Here is a 13,263-nt window from a genome sequence, read left to right as displayed (position 1 = left end):
AGAAAGATAGAGTAGGTATCATGAGCATTCAAATCGCACCCAGCATCCTGTCCGCCGATTTCTGCAATCTCGAGCGTGACCTCAAGGCGATCGCGAACGCCGATCTCGTTCACGTCGATGTGATGGATCATCATTTCGTGCCCAACCTGACGCTCGGCGAACCGATCGTCAAGCGCATCTGCGAGGTCACCGACCTGCCGGTCGACGTGCATCTGATGATCGAGGACCCGGACCGTTGGGCACCTGAATACGCCAAGCTCGGCGCCGCTTCGGTCAGTTTCCATATGGGGGCCACCCATGCCCCGGTGCGTCTGGCCCGCCAGCTGCGCGAGATGGGCTGCAAGGCCTGCTTCGCCGTGCGCCCGGCCGAACCGGTGGAGCCGATCTTCGACATCCTCGACGAATTCGACATGATTCTGATCATGACCGTCGAGCCCGGATTCGGCGGCCAGAAGTTCCTGGACAACCAGATGGGCAAGGTGCGTCGTCTGCGCGACGAGATCACCCGCCGCGGTCTGGACGTGAAGATCCAGGTCGATGGCGGCGTGAGCCCCAAGACCGCGCATATTGTGGCCGAAGCCGGCGCCGATGTGCTGGTGGCCGGCTCGGCGGTGTATGGCGCCGAGGATCCCGCCGCGGCCATCGATGCCATCCGTGACGAGGCCGCCGCCGCGTTCAAGGCCTGAAAGGTGCTGTATTCCATATGAAGACGTTTGAATCGCTGTTCGCCGAGCTGAGCGAGAAGGCCGCCACGCGGCCGGAGGGGTCCCTGACCGTCGAGGAGCTGGACAAGGGCACGCATTTCATCGGCAAGAAGATCGTCGAGGAGGCCGGCGAGACCTGGATCGCCGCGGAATACGAGGGTGCCGATCGCACCGCCGAGGAGATGAGCCAGCTGCTGTACCATCTGCAGGTCATGATGATCGACCGCGGCATCACGCTCGAGGACGTCTACCGGCATCTGTGACCGCCGCCCAGTCCCGTTTGTCTTTTCAAGGAGAAGTCATGCTGAGAATTGCCGTGCCCAACAAGGGCATGTTGTCCGAACCGGCGTGGACGATGCTTTCCGAGGCCGGATACCGGCTCAGAAGCAATCCCCGTCAGCTGGTGGTCGAGGACCCGGAGAACGAGATCGAACTGTTCTACCTGCGCCCGCTGGATATCGCGGTGTACGTGGGCAGCGGCACGATCGATGTCGGCATCACCGGCCGCGATCTGCTGCTCAACTCGGGCACCCAGGCCATCGAGCACATGCCGTTGGGCTTCGGCGAATCGACGTTCCGTTTCGCGGCCCCCAACGAGTCGCCGATCGAGGCACTGGCCGATATCGACGGCAAGCGCGTGGCCAGCTCCTACGACAAGCTGGTCTCCGACTATCTGACGGAGCACGGCGTCCACGCCGACATCATCCATCTGGACGGCGCCGTCGAATCGTCGGTGCAGCTGGGCGTGGCCGACCTGATCGCCGACGTGGTGTCCACCGGCACCACGTTGCGCAACGCGGGGCTGCGGGTGTTCGGCGATCCGATCCTGCACTCGGAGGCCATCCTGATCCGTTCCCCGAGGCTCGAGGCCGATGACGAACGTCTGACCGTGCTGGGCCGGCGCCTGCAGGGTGTGCTGACCGCGCGCAGGTACGTGCTGATGGATTTCGACATTCCGGTGGAAAAGGTGTCCGCCGCCGTGTCCATCACCCCCGGATTCGAAAGCCCGACGATCTCCCCGCTGCACGACAAGCAGTGGGCGGCCGTGCGCGTCATGGTCCCCAAGGCTCAGGTCAACCGCCTGATGGATAAACTGTATGCCGTGGGAGCGCGGGCGATCATCGTGACGGCGTTGCAGGCTTCGAGGATGTAAACGGTACGGGAGTCCATGAGCAATCACAACACCGACGCGCAGTACAGTCCTGAGGCCAGGGATGTGATCTTCACCATCCCCAACATGATCAGCGTGCTGAGGATCATCTCGATTCCCTTCATCGCGATGTTGGTCTCGAGGCATGAGATGATCACCGCACTGATCGTGCTGGCCATCTCATCGGTATCGGACAGCCTTGACGGCATCATCGCCAGATCGTTCAACCAGGTGAGCAAGATCGGCCAGATCCTCGATCCGATAGCCGACCGGCTGCTGATCTTCTGCAGCATCCTCGCCCTGGGCGTGGCCGGCATCATCCCCTGGTGGATGCTCATCATCGTCGGTCTGCGCGATGTGCTGATGGCGGTGCTGATCCTGGTGCTGGCCCAGCACGATTACGGTCCGTTGCCGGTCCATTTCGTCGGCAAGGCCGGCACCGCGATGCTGATGATGTCGATTGTGGCGCTGATCGTGGCGGATATCTGGCAGACCCCGGCCATGGAGTTGCTCCACCTGGCCGCGTTGTCCGCCGGCATCTGGGGCGTGGCGCTGTATTGGCTGGCGGGCATCATCTACTACCGCCAGGGATTCGAACTGCTCAGGCGGGACCGGTGATCGATGCCGGTTTTTGATCAGCCCCGGTCGTTCCCGGTGTCGCAGGAGAACCAGCCGGTACGCCGCCGTGCGGTGTTCTCGTCCTCGTTCGCGGGGCTGACATCGCAGCATGCCACCGATGCCGCCGAAGAGGTCGCCGCCAGGGGGCATCGGCGTCATCTCAACGATGACGCGCTCCGTCTGATCGACGACCTGACCAATCGTCCGATGGATCCGCTGTTCATGGACTCCCGCCTGACCAGACGGCCATCATCTCCCGTGGTGACCTGGGTGACGCGTGTGGTCGTGTTCCTGACCTGCGTGGCCGTAGGATTCGCGGGATCGCTGTTCGTGCAGCGGCTGCACACCGATCCCCGTCGCGCCGTCCGGCAGAGCTGGGCTGCCGAGCTGGAGAACCAGACCGAGCAGGCGGAATCGCTGGCCGACGAGATCAACGACCTGCGCAGCCGGATTGACGAGGTCTCCCGTGAGATGGCCGATTTCCAGCAGAGCGAGACGCAGATCCAGGACGAGATGACCAGCGGCATGATACCTGTCGAGGGGGAGGGGATCACCCTGACACTGGCCGATCCGATCGCCGCCGATGGCGCGTTGCCGCGGGAGACGTCAGGCAACCAGATTCGTGTGGTGACCGACGCGGACCTGCAGCAGCTCGTGAACCTGCTGTGGCAGTCAGGGGCCGAGGCGATTGCCGTCAACGACTACCGGCTGGGCATGCAGACCTCGATCCGCACCGCCGGGCAGACGATTCTGATCGGCATCAACTCCATCGAAAGCCCCTACGTCATCAAGGCGATCGGCAACAGGAACACGTTGGCCGATGCGGTGAGCGCCGAACGACAGCCGATGCTGTATGAATCCTATGCGGAATCCGGCATCTATCCGCAGGTGGCGAAATCCGATTCGATTAGACTGGAAGCGGCCGTATCCGGTGATGTGGCCCATGCAAGAAGGAGTGAATGATGGCAGCGGTGTTGGGATTGATCATCGGCGTGGTGGTCGGCATCTTCGTCAGACCGGACATCCCGGTTTTCCTCCAGCCGTATCTGCCGATCATGGTGGTCGCTGCTCTCGACGCGCTGCTGGGCGCCGCCAGGGCCTACTTCCAGAGAAGCTTCTCGGATAAGGTGTTCGTGATCTCGTTCTTCACCAATGTGATCACCGCCACGCTGCTTGTGGTGCTCGGCAACCAGCTGGGCGTCGGCTCGCAGCTGCAGACCGCGGTCATCGTGGTGTTGGGCATCCGCATCTTCTCGAACGTATCGGCCATCCGCCGCTTCATCTTCAGGAGCTGACCATGGCCGTCCACAAGCCCGAAGTCGACGACACGCTCAGTCGTCTGCACAAACAGCACGCCAAGGACAAGGAGAACGACCGGGTCGAGACCGGGTCGTTCCCGGTCGTGGGGCGCAAGCCGAAGCGTGTCTCCCTGGACGCCAACCGCAGCAGGGCCCGTGTGATCACCAACATCTTCATCGTCGTGCTGTGCGCGTTGCTCGGATACGGCTATGTGATCCAGCTGAACAACACGCGGTCCACCTATGAGACGATGAGCGAGGAGGAGCTCACGCGCCTCATCTCCGAGACCAGCAATCAGGTCCAGCTGCAGGAACAGCGTCGTAACGAACTGCAGGCCCAGCTCAACTCGCTGCAGGACGCTGCGGACAAGCAGCAGGAGGCCCAGCGCATCGCGCAGCAGAACGAGGAGACCAGCGGCATCCTCTCCGGCCGTCTGCCCGCCGAGGGTGAGGGCGTGACCATCTCCATCTCCCACGGATCGATCGAGGCGGTGGAAGCGTCCACGATGTTCAGCCTGATCGAGGAGCTGCGCAACGCCGGCGCCGAGGTCATCGCCATCAACAACGTGCGCGTCATCACGCAGACCTATATCGCCGACGGCGAGAACGGTCTGATCTGCGATGACGTCGAACTGAGCAGCCCCTATGTCATCAAGGCGATCGGCGATCCGCAGAACCTGCAGAACGCGGTCAACATCGCGGGTGGCGTCGGGTCCCGCCTCAAGGTGAAATTCGGCGCCGAGGTGACCGTGAACGCCTCGGACCGTGTGCGAATCGATGAGGTTGCCGAGGTTCCGCAATATCAGTACGCGAAGACTGTAGAATAGCCTGTATGACTGAACCGATTCCAAGCGCAGGCGAGACGACCATCATTGGCCTGCCCGCCATTACCATCCCTGTGACATCCACCGGAGACCGTCCGCTGACCCAGGAGGATCTCGACACCATCGCCAGGCTTTCCGACGGCACGGCGCTGCTGATCTCGACCAGGGGAGCGGTGTCCGGCTCCCGATACCTGCTCGACGAGGACAAGGTGACGGTCGGACGTGACGCCCACGCCGATATCCTGCTCGACGACTCCACCGTGTCCCGCGCCCATGCGGTGTTCGTCCGTGCGAACGGGGAATTCACCGTCATCGATTCCGGCAGCCTGAACGGCACGTATGTCAACCGTCAGCGGGTCGACCGCGCCGTGCTGCGCAACGGCGACGAGATTATGATCGGCAAATTCCGTCTGGTCTTCTTCACCAAATCCGCCGTTATCTCCTGACATTACGTTCGGCGGACGGGCTAGACTGGTGGCGTGACGCCATCGAAGGATGGCGCCGAGGCGCGTTGAAGGAGAGGATATGGCTGCACAGCGTGACGACCTTGGCCTGCATCTGCATGTGCCGCTGAAGGAGCGTACCGATCTGTCCGCCGAAGGCGCGGTGCAGGGGGAGTTGTTCGCCAGCGACGACGCCGAGGATGTCAAGCGAGGATATCGCGGCACCGTGGCCTCCAAGGTCGCCGGCATCACCTATCGCCAGTTGGATTACTGGGCGCGTAAGCAGATCGTCGAACCCTCGATTACTCCGTCGCATGGTTCGGGTTCACGTCGCCTGTATTCGTTCAAGGATGTCGTGATTCTCGCGGTGTCCAAGCGATTGCTGGATGCCGGCGTCAACCTGCAGAACGTCACCGCGGCCATCGGTTTCCTGTCCCGCCGTACCACGCGTCAGCTTGCGGACGTGACCATCATGTGCGACGGTCAGCATGTGTACGAATGCGTGACCAGCGAGCAGATGCTGGAACTGCTGCAAAGCGGCAAGGCGGTGTTCGGCGTTTCCGTGGGATCGCTGTGGCACCAGATCGATGAGGCCCTGCAGCAGGAGGATTACGTTGATCTGCAGGCCCGTCCGGCGACGCTGTCCAGCGGCCGGCCGATCGACGACCTTACCGTTATGCGCATGCGCAAGAAACTGGAGGCGCAGCGCGCCGCTAGGCAGGCGGCCTAAGCGACGCCAATCGATCGAGGGGGAGTGGACGCATGCTTGATGTGCTGCCGGCGCTGGTGTGGATCATCGCCGTGGTCTGGATGATTGTCATCTGCGTGCTCTGTGTGATTCGCGGCAAACTGCTGCAACCCGGTCATCCGCCGGTCGATCAGGTGAGCTGGGGCGTGATCGGCGCCCAGTTCGCGTCGGTTGTACTTGCAGCCGTGCCATTTGTCATCGGCAAGGTGTGTATCGGATCCTTCGGCTCAGCGGCTCGGGGATTCTATCTCAAGGCGGCATGGCCTGCCGGCATGGTGCTGATTCTGCTGATCGCCGCGGAGCTGGTGCTGATGTTCCTGCAGGCCAGACGCTCCATGTATACCGAGCTGGGCGCCGCCATCCACCCGAACGCCCGGTGAATTCCGCCGTACACCCGAGCGCCAAACCGGACTCTGACACATCGTGACCGTGATCTATTCCCTAAAACGTTGATTTTCCGGGTTTTCCCATTGTGTCAGAGTCACAGGAAGTGCCAGAGTCACAGGGTGAGGTAGCGTCACAGAATGAGGTAGGTGATGGTATGTTTACCTGTTGGTCTTGTAAATCTGACATATCTGTCTTGTAAATCTGACATAACGTACATTATCGGATAATAACGAACGTATGGCGCTCCGATTCAATGTGTCGCTTGTGGGACCGTGTCATCGCTGTGGTTCTGTATTCTCCTGAGTTCTCCTGTGGTTCTGTGATTTTCTGAAGTTCTGTATTCTCCTTTGCAGTTTTGTGGTTTCTTTGGGCTCTGTATTCTTTTGGAGTTCTGTGGGTTTTGGGATTCTGTATTCTTTTGGGGTTCTCTGTTTCTCTGGAATTCTATGGTTTCTTTGGGCTCTGTATTCTTCTGGAGATCAGTGTCTCTCTGGAGTTCTCTGGAGTTCTGTGTTTCTCTGGGTCCTGTATTCTTCTGGAGATTTGTGGTTCTCTGGAGTTCTAGTGTGTCCCGTTGTGGTACAGAACGTCAAAATCCCTGTACAACTCGTTCCGTACCGTACCACGAACCACCGCTTGAATTACAAACGACGGAATTCCGCCATTCTTCAATACGGCACAGGCTTGTGGTACGGTACGGAATCATCGAAATGGGCTTTTCGGGATTTTGTACCACAGTGGTACGGTACGGAACCACAGGAAATGGCTTTTTAGGATTGCGTACCATCGTGGTACGGTACGGAACCATCGAAAGTGCTCTTTGGGAATTGCGTACCACGATGGCATGGTACGGAACCGCCAAAAATGGCTGTTTGGGATTTGTGTACCGTACCACCGTGGTGCGGTACACAAATCCCGAAAACGGTATTTCCTAATTGAGCGCCGTGCTGGATGCGAAATACTGGTCCACAGCGTCGGTGAGCTGGTCCACGCTGTCGATGATGACGGCCGCGCCGTGCTCCTCCATCTCCCCCGGCTCCGCATAGCCCCAACGGCAGCCAATCGTGTCGATGCCGCAGGCTCGCGCGCCGTCGATGTCGGTCCAGCGGTCGCCCACCATGACGGCACGGTCGCCGGCTTCGGCGTCAAAACCGATCAGGTCGAAGCAATAGCGGATCACCTGGTCCTTGTCGATGCGGGAATTGTCGCGGCTGGCTCCGTAGATGCCGTCCACCATCTCATTGACATGGAAATGCTCGCAGATCGGCAAGGCCTGGTATTCGGGCTTGCAGGTGGCGATGGCCAGATAGTATCCCTTGGCGCGCAGCTGCGCGAGCTGCTCGGGAATCCCCTTGTACACGGTGTTGACCAGACGGCCCGGAACCTTCTGGCCCGGGTTGTTCGGATCGTCGAAGATGGCCTGGTTGGCGTAGAAGTCACGATAGATCTCCACGCCGCGGTCCAGCATGTCCTCGGGCACATGGTTGCGACGGAGCGATTCGATGATGGCCGGGCCGATGAAGCGATGCAGCTCCTCGTCATCCGGCACGGGCAGCCCCAGCCCCTCGAACGCCTTGATGACGCAGGCGATGATGCCCGGGTCGGATTGCGTGAGCGTGCCGTCCAGATCCAGCAGGACGACGTTCTTCGGATGGTTCGCCATGGTCATGCTCCTCTCAGGCGATTGATGCGGGCAAAGCGGCCAAGGGCCAAGATGCCGATTCACCAGTGTGCCCGGCCAAGATGACCGGGCACCGAATTCCAAACGACTGTCGGGGAAAATCCCGTCACTCGTAATCGGGAATCCAGCCGTCGCGGTGCATCTGCAACCGCTTTTCCAGCAGGGTCTGCAATTCCTCGATGCTGCGGCGTTCGAGCAGCATATCCCAGTGGGTGCGCGTCGGCTTGGTAATCTCGTTGGCCTCCGCATCCTCGTCGCCTTCGCGATGCGCCGTGGCGCCGCAACGGCATTCCCACTCGTTGGGCACCTCGGCCTCTTCCGCGAACGGCAGAATCGTCCGATGTCCCTTCGGACAGACGTATGCCACGTCGTTTCTGGCAGCGAAATCCACGTTCTCGTCGGATTCCAGCGATTTCGCTCCAATGCTCATGCCTCGCAGGCTGCGTTCTGCCATGGTGCCTATGCCTCCTTATGTGTTGCTTCCACGCTACAAAACAGTTCGGACGTGCCGGGTATTCCCGGTTCCGCCATCAGTCGACCCCTGAATACGCCACGATGCCGCGGTTGACCTGGTCGGCGGCCAGTCGCGCGGTGTCCGCCAACTCCTCCGCATGGTCACCCAGATAGGGTTCGGCCACCGCAATCTGCTGAAGGACGTCCGCAAGCCGTTTCGCATTGCGCACGAAGTCGCCGCCGGTCATCTCCGTGCCGTACAGCACACGGGAAAGGCTCTCCCCCTGCGCCCATTCGTGGATGATATCCGCCATGCCGAAATCCAGCTGACGCGGCCTTTCCAACCCCGCATCCTCGCACAGGTCCTCGACGCGGGTCGCGATATGGCGCAGCTGTTCCGCGGCCATGGCCACCGCGCCGCGATGTCCGCCCGGATAGTGGCGCGGTTCTCCCCCGCCGCCCCGCCGGGCCTCGTAGATCAGAGACGAGGCCACCGCCGCCATCTGCGGGGGCGTCAATCCGTCGAACACGCCTTCGCGCAGGGCCTGGGCCAGCGTCAGATCCTGTTCGCTGTACAGGTGACGGAGCAACTGCCCGGCCTGGGTCAGATGGAAGTCGGAACGCCCGGCATCCACGGTTTCGTCCAGATACCCCAATGCGGTGAGGATCGTGCAAATCCGGTCGAACTGCCGTGCCACCGAACCGGTGCGTGAATCATACCGATGCCGCACCCGTTCGAGTTCGCGCATCTCCCTGGCCCAGCGGTGACCCCAGGTCAGGTGTCGCTGCAGGTCGGGGCATTGCCGGCAGGGATGGCCCTGTTCCGCGCCGCGCAGCTGTGCGATGCGTCGGTCGACCTCGCGCAGCGCCCGGCTGCGTTCCTGCTCGGAACGGAACGGTTCACGCTTGATGCGTCGGCGTGTGTTGCGTTCCAGTTCGGTCAGCTGCATGCGGATCGTCATGAATTCCCTGAAATCGCCATGTTCGCAGGCGAACGCCAGCTCATAGCCTTCGATGGCGTGCTCCAGCGTGGTCATCTGCGTTTCGAGCTGTCCTGCGGACTCGTTCGCCTCCCATTGGGCGAACGAATGGTCGAGGGTGACGCGTGCCGTGCGCACATCGCTGGAATGCAGCAGGTTGACCGCCATATTGAAGGTCGGCCGGAAACTCGAATGAATCGGATAGACGCGCTTGCTGGACAGCGCGGCCGCGGTGGCCGGCAGGAAACCGTGATGGTCCACCACCACCGCGTGGCCGATCGTATCGATGCCGCGGCGTCCGGCACGGCCGGTCAACTGGGTGAACTCCCCCGGCGTCAACGCCACATGCCCGGTGCCGTCGAATTTCTCCAGTTTCTCGACCACCACGCAGCGTGCCGGCATGTTGATGCCGAGCGCCAGGGTCTCGGTGGCGAACACCATCTTGATCAGCCCCTCTTCGAACAGACGTTCGACGATCTGCCGGAACAGGGCGATCATACCCGCGTGATGGGAGGCGAACCCCTCCTCGAGCGCGAAACGGAACTTCGAGAACTGCAACGCCTTGAGATCTTCCGCGCTCAGCTGCCCCTCGACCATCTCGTCCACGATGCGGCGGATGCGTCGGACCTCATCGTCATCGGTCAGCTCCAGTCCGGCGTTCAGGCATTGTTCGACGGCCTGGTCGCAGCCGTTGCGCGAGAAGATGAAGTAGATGCCGGGCAGCAGGCCCAGGAAGTTGAGCTCGTCCACCACCGCCCAGCGTCGGGGAACGTGGCGTTCCGGTCTGCGGCGCGGACGGTCCTGATCGCCGCGGCGCCGGCGTTTGTCCGCACGTCCCTCCCCCGCTCGGCGGGCCGCCTGACGGTCCAGTTGGTCGAGACGGTGGACGAGTTGCGCGTTCAGCGCGGTGGTGGTCCGGCCCGCGGAATCATGCCGATACAGGTCGATGAGCTCGGGTTCGGTGCGGTCGTCGGCCTGAACCATCACATGCTGTTCCAACGGCACGGGACGGCGTTCGGAGACGATCAGCGTGGTCTCGCCGCGCACCGAGGACAGCCATCCCGAGAAATCCTCGACGTTGGAGACCGTGGCGGACAGCGCGACGATACGCACGCTCTCGGGCAGGTGGATGATGACCTCCTCCCACACCGGTCCCCTGAACCGGTCCGCCAGATAGTGCACCTCGTCGAGGATGACGTATCGCAGCGCGGTCAGCGTCGACGAATGCTCGTACAGCATGTTGCGCAGCACCTCGGTGGTCATCACCACGATGTCCGCCTCGGAGTTGATTGAGGTGTCGCCGGTGAGCAGACCGACGCGTTCCGTCCCGTATACGGCCACCAGATCGTGGTACTTCTGGTTGCTCAACGCCTTGATCGGCGTGGTGTAGAACGCCTTGACGTTGCGATGCTGCGCCAGATAGATGGCGAAATCGGCGACGATGGTCTTGCCCGCGCCGGTCGGGGCCGCCACCAGCACGTTGTGGTCGGCCTCCAGCGCGTCATTGGCCTCGCGCTGGAAATCGTCCATCTCGAACGGCAGCGTCTGCGCGAACCGTTCCGCCACCGAGGAACGGCGTTGCTGGGTTTTGCGGAACGCCGCATAACGCTGCGAAGGCGAGGGCCCGGAACCGGGCGTCGGTGTGGCATCGCCGGCGATGCGGCGGTGATGGCGACGTGGCATGGTGAAACCGTGCTCCGTTCTGTCTCAATCGTTCTCAGTCGTTGTTGAATCGACGCCAGCGCGACCACGCCTCGACATGACGCTCGCGTTTGCCCGCCCGTCGGCGGATGACGTCGGCGTGCGCGTCGCTGTATCGGTCCATGGTGGCACGCAACGGTTGGGTGAACGCGGGCGCCATATCCGGTTCCGAAGACGCGGCAACGTCATCGAAGGCCGCCATATGCTCGCCGATGACCGCTCCGGTGTCGGCGACCTTGCGGAACCCCTTCCACAGGTGCCATGCGGCGTACCCCAGACCGGCGAGAAGCATCACCAGCATGAACAGCACCAACAGCAGCCAGATCCACCACGGCATGACAATTCCCCTACTGCTGCGAGGGCTCGTCGTGATGACCGACGCTGAGCTCACGCTGCGCGCGGGCGATGATCATCGTGCGCAGCGTCTCCGGCGCGACGGCCAGGATATGCCGGGCATGGGAGATGCAGAAGGCCACGAACCAGGAGTCGGAGGACACCGTCAGATGCACCTTCTCGCCCGAGCCGCAGCTTTCCACCGTGGCGCCGGGCAGGGTCTTGATGAACGGCAGATGCGGCTGGTCGGTGATGAACACCGCGGGGGTGCCGTTGTCGAAATTCCACTTGCGCAGCTCGCTGACCGGCACATCGGGAATATCGACCTTCTGCGTGGGCTTGACCAGTTCGGCGCGCTCGATGCGGGCCAGACGCAGCGTCTGCCAGATTCGGGGCTGGCCGGTGGCCTTGTTGATCGTCATGTCCTTCTTGACATACTTGAGTTTGTCCTTGGGGGCGGCGTCGGCCACATCGGTCCACACGGCCGTGTAGTACGCTCCCTCGTCCACGAAGATCTTGGCCGGGGCCACCAGCTTGCGGCGGGTGCGGCCCGAACCGTCCGTATACTCCATATCGAGCAGGGAATCGGTGGAGATCGCGCGCTTGACGACCGAGAAGCTGTGCGGTTCCACCTCGTATCCGGTCAGGCTCAGCCATGGGATCTCCCCCGGCTCCACATACCGGCGCAGCCTGTGGAACAGCGAATCCGCCTTGGCGCGCTGGTCGTCCGGCAGCAGCGGCGAATGCGCCAGATAGTTGACCGAGGCCGTCAGCATGCTCAGATACTGCGGGGAGATGCCAGCCAGCCGTTCCAGGCCCAGGGAGTTCGTGGCGGACACGATGCCTTCGGAATCCAGCAGCGACCAGTCGATGTCGAAGAACTGGCTGCCGGCCATCTCGCCGTCGTCGGAAACCGTGGTCAGGGTGTTGATGTCCTTGTGGATGGTGGCGATATGCTTGCGCCGCTCATCCTCGTTCTTCGGGGTGCCGATGAAGCGTTCGGCCAGCTCGGCCAGGGAGAACTCCTCCCCCAGGTGCGCCGACAGGAACAGCATCAGCCGCAGACGGCGGTCGACCTCGCTGCCGGTCTGGAACGAGGCGCTCTTCTTCTGGTTCGCGGCCATCTGCTCGGGATCGTCCTCGTCCTGGTCCGACTGGCGGCTGATGGACGGGGAGACCACGGTGGCCGTGGCGGGGCTGACCGATTCGTCGGCAAGCTGGAACTGCGCCGCCGCGTTGAGGCGACGGTGGAAGGCGTCCACAGCCTCCTGCGGGCTGACGATGGTGGCACCGGGGTGTTGCAGCACGAACATGGCCAGATCATCGGAATCGGTGTAGGCGACGTTGAGCAGTTCCCCGTCGACGTCGATGGTCGCCGCGAAACGTCGCGAATCAATGACCTTCACCAGCGCTTCGGGAATCGCCTGCGTCCCGAGTCCCGGCGCGATCGAGTCCAGTCCCAGTCCGGGGATGGGGGTCTGCGGCACGCGCGGCGCGGTGCGGGAGGCATGCTGCTGCATCTGCTGCTGCGAGGGGGCCGAGGAGATCGACATCGAGCGGGCCAGATAGTTGGCGGCAGCCAGAATCGGCAGATCCTCCTGCGCGAAACGCAGGCGGATGCGGGGGTCGTCGCCCAACTGCAGACGGTAGGACGCGAAATCCTGACCTTCCGACTTCGACGAATACTCCGGCTGGCGCGATTCGATGGCGATGCCCATGGCGGCGAGCTTGGCGCGGTCGCGCTGGAACTGCTTGGCGAACGCGGCCTTGGCCGCCTGATCGGCCAACTCCCCGTAGGAGTCGGCGTACGCCTTGACTCGCTGCGCGATCTGACGGGAGGTCAGCCATTGCGGGAAGGCTGACGACAGCACAGCCAGCACGTCAAGCTCGTGCTTGCCCCATTTGTCGGAGAAACGACGTCTTCCGTTGCTACCCTCTGCCAT

The 13,263-nt window shown here is 62.4% G+C and carries 15 protein-coding genes; 10 read left to right on the top strand and 5 right to left on the bottom strand.

All coding sequences use genetic code 11. The features are described from left to right. The first annotated feature begins 20 nt into the window (after positions 1 to 20). From rpe to OU11_RS04360, 10 genes are all read left to right on the top strand, one after another. The gene (rpe, locus tag OU11_RS04405; protein ID WP_033505711.1) at positions 21 to 686 is read left to right on the top strand and encodes a ribulose-phosphate 3-epimerase; all 666 of its coding nucleotides are present in this window, start codon (positions 21 to 23) and stop codon (positions 684 to 686) included. A gap of 17 nt (positions 687 to 703) precedes the next feature. Next, positions 704 to 967, top strand: coding sequence for a phosphoribosyl-ATP diphosphatase (locus OU11_RS04400; protein WP_033514678.1), 264 nt, complete (start codon positions 704 to 706; stop codon positions 965 to 967). A gap of 38 nt (positions 968 to 1,005) precedes the next feature. Beyond that, positions 1,006 to 1,857 (top strand): ATP phosphoribosyltransferase, encoded by an 852-nt coding sequence (hisG, locus tag OU11_RS04395; RefSeq protein ID WP_033514677.1) that lies wholly within the window; start codon positions 1,006 to 1,008, stop codon positions 1,855 to 1,857. A 15-nt stretch (positions 1,858 to 1,872) separates the two neighbouring features. Further along, the gene (locus OU11_RS04390; protein WP_033514676.1) at positions 1,873 to 2,472 is read left to right on the top strand and encodes a CDP-alcohol phosphatidyltransferase family protein; all 600 of its coding nucleotides are present in this window, start codon (positions 1,873 to 1,875) and stop codon (positions 2,470 to 2,472) included. 3 nt (positions 2,473 to 2,475) lie between these two features. After that, positions 2,476 to 3,435 carry a DUF881 domain-containing protein gene (locus OU11_RS04385; protein WP_033514675.1) on the top strand — a complete coding sequence of 320 codons (960 nt, stop codon included), beginning with the start codon at positions 2,476 to 2,478 and terminating at the stop codon, positions 3,433 to 3,435. Beyond that, entirely contained in the window at positions 3,435 to 3,767 is a 333-nt protein-coding gene (locus tag OU11_RS04380; RefSeq protein WP_033514674.1) for a small basic family protein, read from the top strand. The genes OU11_RS04385 and OU11_RS04380 overlap by 1 nt, the downstream gene beginning before the upstream one ends. Before the next feature lie 2 nt (positions 3,768 to 3,769). After that, complete coding sequence (locus OU11_RS04375; protein WP_033514673.1) at positions 3,770 to 4,597, top strand: DUF881 domain-containing protein; 828 nt, start codon at positions 3,770 to 3,772, stop codon at positions 4,595 to 4,597. A gap of 5 nt (positions 4,598 to 4,602) precedes the next feature. Further along, on the top strand, positions 4,603 to 5,040 hold the full coding sequence (locus OU11_RS04370; protein WP_033514672.1) for an FHA domain-containing protein: 438 nt from the start codon (positions 4,603 to 4,605) through the stop codon (positions 5,038 to 5,040). Positions 5,041 to 5,119: 79 nt separating this feature from the next. Then, positions 5,120 to 5,767, top strand: coding sequence for a MerR family transcriptional regulator (locus tag OU11_RS04365; RefSeq protein WP_033514671.1), 648 nt, complete (start codon positions 5,120 to 5,122; stop codon positions 5,765 to 5,767). A 32-nt stretch (positions 5,768 to 5,799) separates the two neighbouring features. Further along, positions 5,800 to 6,165 (top strand): hypothetical protein, encoded by a 366-nt coding sequence (locus OU11_RS04360; RefSeq protein ID WP_033514670.1) that lies wholly within the window; start codon positions 5,800 to 5,802, stop codon positions 6,163 to 6,165. Positions 6,166 to 7,103: 938 nt separating this feature from the next. Here OU11_RS04360 and OU11_RS04355 read toward each other — a convergent pair. The 5 genes from OU11_RS04355 to OU11_RS04335 all read right to left on the bottom strand — a co-directional run bounded on the left by OU11_RS04355 (position 7,104) and on the right by OU11_RS04335 (position 13,263). Continuing rightward, positions 7,104 to 7,835, bottom strand: coding sequence for an HAD hydrolase-like protein (locus OU11_RS04355; RefSeq protein ID WP_033514669.1), 732 nt, complete (start codon positions 7,833 to 7,835; stop codon positions 7,104 to 7,106). 124 nt (positions 7,836 to 7,959) lie between these two features. Then, on the bottom strand, positions 7,960 to 8,307 hold the full coding sequence (locus OU11_RS04350) for an RNA polymerase-binding protein RbpA (protein ID WP_033514668.1): 348 nt from the start codon (positions 8,305 to 8,307) through the stop codon (positions 7,960 to 7,962). Positions 8,308 to 8,383: 76 nt separating this feature from the next. Continuing rightward, complete coding sequence (locus OU11_RS04345; RefSeq protein WP_052122621.1) at positions 8,384 to 10,969, bottom strand: DEAD/DEAH box helicase; 2,586 nt, start codon at positions 10,967 to 10,969, stop codon at positions 8,384 to 8,386. Positions 10,970 to 11,003: 34 nt separating this feature from the next. Continuing rightward, positions 11,004 to 11,324: a hypothetical protein gene (locus tag OU11_RS04340; protein ID WP_033514667.1), complete on the bottom strand. Its 321-nt coding sequence runs from the start codon at positions 11,322 to 11,324 to the stop codon at positions 11,004 to 11,006. Between the two features lie 10 nt (positions 11,325 to 11,334). Further along, positions 11,335 to 13,263, bottom strand: a complete 1,929-nt coding sequence (locus OU11_RS04335) for a helix-turn-helix transcriptional regulator (RefSeq protein WP_033514666.1) — start codon at positions 13,261 to 13,263, stop codon at positions 11,335 to 11,337.

Origin of the sequence: Bifidobacterium pullorum DSM 20433 (assembly GCF_000771405.1) — a bacterium.
GTDB lineage: Bacteria > Actinomycetota > Actinomycetes > Actinomycetales > Bifidobacteriaceae > Bifidobacterium > Bifidobacterium pullorum.
The sequence above is the reverse complement of the archived record's forward strand: the minus strand, read 5'-3'. Positions and strand labels throughout refer to the sequence as shown.

Bases quoted from the DNA above. Each gene is read 5' to 3' on its own strand.
- OU11_RS04400 (WP_033514678.1), top strand. From the start codon at position 704: ATGAAGACGTTTGAATCGCTGTTCGCCGAGCTGAGCGAGAAGGCCGCC.
- OU11_RS04355 (WP_033514669.1), bottom strand. From the start codon at position 7,835: ATGGCGAACCATCCGAAGAACGTCGTCCTGCTGGATCTGGACGGCACG.
- rpe (WP_033505711.1), top strand. From the start codon at position 21: ATGAGCATTCAAATCGCACCCAGCATCCTGTCCGCCGATTTCTGCAAT.
- OU11_RS04345 (WP_052122621.1), bottom strand. From the start codon at position 10,969: ATGCCACGTCGCCATCACCGCCGCATCGCCGGCGATGCCACACCGACG.
- OU11_RS04370 (WP_033514672.1), top strand. From the start codon at position 4,603: ATGACTGAACCGATTCCAAGCGCAGGCGAGACGACCATCATTGGCCTG.
- OU11_RS04360 (WP_033514670.1), top strand. From the start codon at position 5,800: ATGCTTGATGTGCTGCCGGCGCTGGTGTGGATCATCGCCGTGGTCTGG.
- OU11_RS04340 (WP_033514667.1), bottom strand. From the start codon at position 11,324: ATGCCGTGGTGGATCTGGCTGCTGTTGGTGCTGTTCATGCTGGTGATG.
- OU11_RS04350 (WP_033514668.1), bottom strand. From the start codon at position 8,307: ATGGCAGAACGCAGCCTGCGAGGCATGAGCATTGGAGCGAAATCGCTG.
- OU11_RS04335 (WP_033514666.1), bottom strand. From the start codon at position 13,263: ATGGCAGAGGGTAGCAACGGAAGACGTCGTTTCTCCGACAAATGGGGC.
- OU11_RS04380 (WP_033514674.1), top strand. From the start codon at position 3,435: ATGGCAGCGGTGTTGGGATTGATCATCGGCGTGGTGGTCGGCATCTTC.
- OU11_RS04365 (WP_033514671.1), top strand. From the start codon at position 5,120: ATGGCTGCACAGCGTGACGACCTTGGCCTGCATCTGCATGTGCCGCTG.
- OU11_RS04385 (WP_033514675.1), top strand. From the start codon at position 2,476: ATGCCGGTTTTTGATCAGCCCCGGTCGTTCCCGGTGTCGCAGGAGAAC.
- hisG (WP_033514677.1), top strand. From the start codon at position 1,006: ATGCTGAGAATTGCCGTGCCCAACAAGGGCATGTTGTCCGAACCGGCG.
- OU11_RS04375 (WP_033514673.1), top strand. From the start codon at position 3,770: ATGGCCGTCCACAAGCCCGAAGTCGACGACACGCTCAGTCGTCTGCAC.
- OU11_RS04390 (WP_033514676.1), top strand. From the start codon at position 1,873: ATGAGCAATCACAACACCGACGCGCAGTACAGTCCTGAGGCCAGGGAT.